Source organism: Pelistega indica (assembly GCF_000506865.1).
Taxonomy (GTDB): domain Bacteria; phylum Pseudomonadota; class Gammaproteobacteria; order Burkholderiales; family Burkholderiaceae_B; genus Taylorella; species Taylorella indica.
On sequence record NZ_AYSV01000013.1, the window covers coordinates 1 to 4,572 of the forward strand.

General features: G+C 48.0%; 6 protein-coding genes and 1 pseudogene. 6 read left to right on the forward strand and 1 reads right to left on the reverse strand.

Features of this window, described 5'->3' with window-relative positions; genetic code table 11:
* Both V757_RS17065 and V757_RS17070 read left to right on the forward strand, forming a co-directional pair.
* Window positions 1-980, forward strand: a protein-coding gene (locus V757_RS17065) for an IS3 family transposase (RefSeq protein WP_245586943.1) whose coding sequence is annotated in 2 segments (ribosomal slippage) — window positions 1-163 and window positions 163-980 — 981 coding nt annotated over the 2 segments. Because the reading frame shifts where the segments join, the coding sequence is not laid out codon by codon here. This gene is flagged as partial in the annotation.
* A gap of 37 nt (window positions 981-1,017) precedes the next feature.
* A pseudogene (locus V757_RS17070) lies at window positions 1,018-1,305 on the forward strand (class II fructose-bisphosphate aldolase); the annotation flags it as partial.
* A gap of 80 nt (window positions 1,306-1,385) precedes the next feature.
* Here the strand turns inward: V757_RS17070 and V757_RS17075 are convergent.
* Entirely contained in the window at window positions 1,386-2,417 is a 1,032-nt protein-coding gene (locus V757_RS17075) for an integron integrase (RefSeq protein WP_218184468.1), read from the reverse strand.
* A 136-nt stretch (window positions 2,418-2,553) separates the two neighbouring features.
* On the opposite strand from V757_RS17075, the gene V757_RS17080 reads away from it, so the two are divergent.
* From V757_RS17080 to tnpB, 4 genes are all read left to right on the forward strand, one after another.
* Window positions 2,554-3,111, forward strand: a complete 558-nt coding sequence (locus V757_RS17080; RefSeq protein WP_218184469.1) for a L,D-transpeptidase family protein — start codon at window positions 2,554-2,556, stop codon at window positions 3,109-3,111.
* Between the two features lie 107 nt (window positions 3,112-3,218).
* Window positions 3,219-3,725, forward strand: a complete 507-nt coding sequence (locus V757_RS17085) for a type VI secretion system amidase effector protein Tae4 (RefSeq protein WP_023949261.1) — start codon at window positions 3,219-3,221, stop codon at window positions 3,723-3,725.
* A 287-nt stretch (window positions 3,726-4,012) separates the two neighbouring features.
* The gene (locus V757_RS17095; RefSeq protein ID WP_023949265.1) at window positions 4,013-4,195 is read left to right on the forward strand and encodes a hypothetical protein; all 183 of its coding nucleotides are present in this window, start codon (window positions 4,013-4,015) and stop codon (window positions 4,193-4,195) included.
* Between the two features lie 75 nt (window positions 4,196-4,270).
* Window positions 4,271-4,572, forward strand: a 302-nt coding sequence (gene tnpB / locus V757_RS27345; protein ID WP_147628817.1) for an IS66 family insertion sequence element accessory protein TnpB, incomplete at its 3' end; no start/stop codon positions are given.

Below are 4,572 nucleotides of genomic sequence, written 5' to 3' on the forward strand. Positions count from 1 at the left end.
GCCAATCTGCTTTTACAAATGGTCGATAGCAAGTATGCCGGCATGGACTCGTCAATGCTCAATGAGCTAAAACGCCTACAGGAAGAGAATGCGAAGCTTAAGAAGCTTTATGCTGAGGAGCGGCTAGTTTCCGAGGCACGAAAGGAACTACTTGAGGGAAAGTGGTAAAGCCATCGCTACGAAAAGCGATGACAAGAACACTTGTATCACGTCAAGGCTTTGCTGTCAGGTTAGCTTGCCGAACGGTGGGTATTAGCACATCAAGTTATTACTATCAAAGTAAAGGAAAGGCTGAGGACGAGCAGATTGCCGATTGCTTGATTAAACTTACCCAAGCCAATAAGCGTTGGGGCTTTAAACTATGCTTTTTCTATCTCAGAAATGTCCAAGGCGTTGTTTGGAATCATAAGCGTGTTTACCGCATCTACAAGGAGTTAGCATTGAACTTACCTATTAAACCTCGTCTACGCCTTCAACGAAAGCAGTCAGCGCCACTGGCTGTGCCGACAGCTGCTAATCAGGTATGGTCAATGGATTTTATGAGTGATGCACTAGCCGATGGTCGTAGACTACGTTTATTGAACGTCATTGATGATTTCAACCGAGAAGCGTTAGCCATGGATGTTGCCTTATCTATTCCGAGCGAGCAGGTGATTCGATACCTAGAGCGCACAATTGAGCAGCGTGGAAAGCCTAAAGAGATACGAGTTGACAATGGTCCTGAGTATATCTCAGAACGACTGATCTCATGGACTGAAAGTCAAGGCATTCGTCTGAACTACATTCAGCCCGGCAAGCCCTATCAAAATGCCTATATTGAGCGATTTAACCGAACTGTCAGGGAGGAGCTTTTAAATATGTATATCTTTGACTCATTGGAGCAAGCTGAGTTGCTAGTCACCCAATGGCAATGGCAGTATAATAACGTACGGCCTAACATGGCTATAGGAGGTATACCCCCGCAATTTAAAGCGGCTTAAAATCCATATCATTCCACTAAAAGGTGTTCCTAAAAATGGGGGTCATACAGAAGAAATTGTTGAGGGCATCAAGCACGGCGTGCGCAAGGTCAACATTGACACCGACCTGCGTCTGGCCGCCACCGGTGCGATTCGCCGCTATATGGCGAAGAACCCAGCCGAGTTCGACCCGCGCAAGTACCTGGCAGAAACCACCAAGGCCATGCGTGATATCGCCATTGCCCGTTACGAAGCCTTTGGCGCTGCGGGACAGGCCGGCAAAATCAAGCCGCTGTCACTGGAAGCCATGTTCCAGCGTTATGAAAGTGGTGAGCTGTACAAGTAACTATTGTTAGTTGCTGTTACCAATAAAAAGGCTGTGTAGTGATGCATGGCCTTTTTTATTGCCAGCCTGCAAGATATCGCTCAACCCAGCGGACTGCGTACTCCGGCAAAGTCTTGCCCTAACACATGGGTATAAATTTTTGTGGTGTTTAAATCAGTATGTCCAAGCAGCTCTTGTACAGTACGGATATCGGTGCCTTGGCGTAGCAGCTGGGTTGCAAACGTGTGACGAAAACTGTGGCAGGAGGCAGCCTTGTGTATGCCAGCTGCCGCAATAGATTTTTTCACTGCTTTTTGTACTGCAGAAATATGCAAATGATGGCGTACCCAACGGCCGTCGTCGTCTTGGCATAGACTCTCAGAAGGAAACAGCCATTGCCAAGCCAGTGCGCAGCCTGCATTGGGATATTTACGGGCCAGCGCATAAAGCAACGTAACAGGTGCTGGCATGCCGGACTGGCTGGCATGTTGGTGAGTCCGTTGCGCTATCAGCTCTTCAAGCTCTGTAAACAGCGTCTGGGGCAGCAAGGTCGTGCGATCTTTACCACCCTTGCTGCTGCGTATCACCAGCCTGTGCAGATTAAAATCCACATCCTTGATGCGTAAACGGCAGGCTTCGCTGACACGCAGACCGGCCCCATACATGAGCGAAGCAATCAGCCGATGCGGGGGAGGCAGCTGGGCAATGACGGATATGGCTTCCTCATGGAACAGCACCACGGGCAGCTTGCGTGGCTTTTTAGCACGGGCAATGCCGTCGATATGCTGCAAAGGCTGTTGTAAAACGTGTTTATAAAGAAATACCAGCGCATTGAGCGCCTGGTTTTGGGTGGCCGCCGCCACGTTCTTGTGTGTCGCCAGCCAGGTCAGAAGCTGAGCGACTTCTGCTTCGGCCATGTCGCGGGGGTGGCGGAGTCGATGAAAGCGTATGAAATAGCGTATCCAGTACCAGTAGGTTTTTTCAGTACGCAGGCTGTAATGTTTGTATGAATGATTGCATGCAGCTGATCGCGTAGCTTGGATGTCTGGGGCATAGCAATTTCCTTTTGCTGTATGGATAAACAGTATCTTACTGGTGAAGACAAGGCGGGTCAAGCGAAAATAATCTACCAAAAAGTATGGTCTTGTAACGGGTTGATCCCTATAGTATAATCGGGCAATCAAAATTTAGTCGCATCGGGTTATACCGCCTTCACGATGATTGGCTTATGTGGAAGGCGATCTAATACATGTTAGGCACGGAACCAAAATGAAGCGTTGGCTCATCATCGCAGCTTTAGTGGCGTCGACAATCGTTGGCGCTCTCGCGTGGGCGAATCACCATGAGAACCCACTGCCTGCCAATGTCGCGGCTGACCTTGTGGTCGTGGAGAAGGCCAAGCGTCAGCTCCTGCTCTATTCGCAGGGGCAGTTGCTAAAGAGCTATGCGGTTTCGCTGGGCCGGGTTCCGGTCGGCGCTAAGGAGCGCGAGGGCGACAAGAAGACTCCCGAGGGCCGGTACCTCATCGATTATCGCAAAGCCGATAGCGCCTATTTTCGTGCGTTGCACATCTCCTATCCCAGCGTGGCGGATACCGAAGCAGCTAAGATCAAGGGCGTCTCACCCGGGAGCGCCATCATGATTCACGGCATCCGCAATGGGTTAGGTTGGGTCGGGTCGGTAGGCTTCATCGCCTTGCTGACTGGACGCTTGGATGTATTGCGGTCACTAATCACGAGATGGCAGAACTCTGGCGGGCGGTTCCGGATGGCACGCCGATCGAGCTTAGGCCGTAGAGAGCATGCACCTGAAGGCGCATGTAATTGAATAAGAAAGAAAAAAGCCTAACAACTGCGTGGAGCCGACGCCGCTAAAGCGGCGCGACTCACGCTTTTCGTTAAATGCAACAACTTCAAACCACAAGGAGATACTAAGTGATTAAGTTTCAACAGCTATGGGATTCATATCCGACCATCCAAGGAGATAAAACCCCATGTACAACAAATGGAAAGACGAATTTTGATGATCAATGTGCAATTAGGCTTGGATCTGCACTAGCAAAAAATGGTGTAAAGACCACTAATTTAGTTCCAAAAGGTCGCCACTGCTGGCAGCATGATATATCAGAAGGACACGTATTGGCTGCTGAAGAACTAGCGAATGGCTTGGCTAGGTTTCATATAGGCGGTATCCAGAAAAAAATAGAGATAAATCCTAGCACTTTTCAAAAAGACCTTATTGGGAAGAAGGGAATAATCTTTTTCAAAGACTTTTGGACAAGAAACGGCGAGTCTTTTCGGAACCGAAGCGGTGATCATATTGACCTTTGGAATGGTAGTCGGCTAACAGACTGGAGGACTTGGTTTCTAATATCTGCAACATTTAATACTGGTGGAACATATAGCAGGTCTAAGGAAATATGGTTTTGGAGGGTATTGTGAAATACCTAACAGCGACCATCATTCTATTGTTTTCCTTGGCTCTAGGTTGGCTTGTTTCTGCTAAATATTTAGAACCTGTAATTCTAAAAGCGTTTAATCCAGAGACGCATGAAAAATATCTGGATATCTGGTTTACAGTTTTCGTGCTAATAGAGTTGGCAATCCTATCAGGATACACGCTTTATATATATAGGGTGTATATGTCCAACAAGCATTTAACAAAAAGCTCCAGCGGACGCTCCTGACGTCGCGCCGCTTAGCTTGGCGTTAGGCCTTAGGAGAACCATATGGATGATCAAACCCTTGAAGAAAGAGCGACAAGAAACATAAAGCTTTTGAGGTGGTCTTTTAAATGGATACCATTACTATGGGTTTTGTTGTTTGGGTCGATAGTAACTGTTTTAATTTCAGCTATATTCTTTAGCGAGACGCTAATAAAAATAATACTGGAGCACCCTGCTGCAATGTAAGCGTCCGGTGAATACATGTATTCATTCCTGCTAAATTGCGCGACACTAAGGTTTTGTGTATGTTAGGAGAAATCAATGCCGTCTTTAATGCGTATCGAGACCGCCCAACGAGTGGGAATTCAAGAGCAAGCGTCTAGCCTACTGGCACTAGATAAAATCATCCTGGTGAGTGAGGCGACAGATTTACGAGCGGGGATGGATACCTTGCGCACTAAGGCAATTCAGCGCTTTGGTCAGGTGGCACCTCACGAAGCCTATGTGTTTATGAATCGCACGCACACGCTTCTTAAATTACTCATGCACGATGCGACTGAGTCGATGGCTACTGTGTTCGATCGGACTCTGAAGGTACGGCTTTCACGGTGCAGGCTCACGGA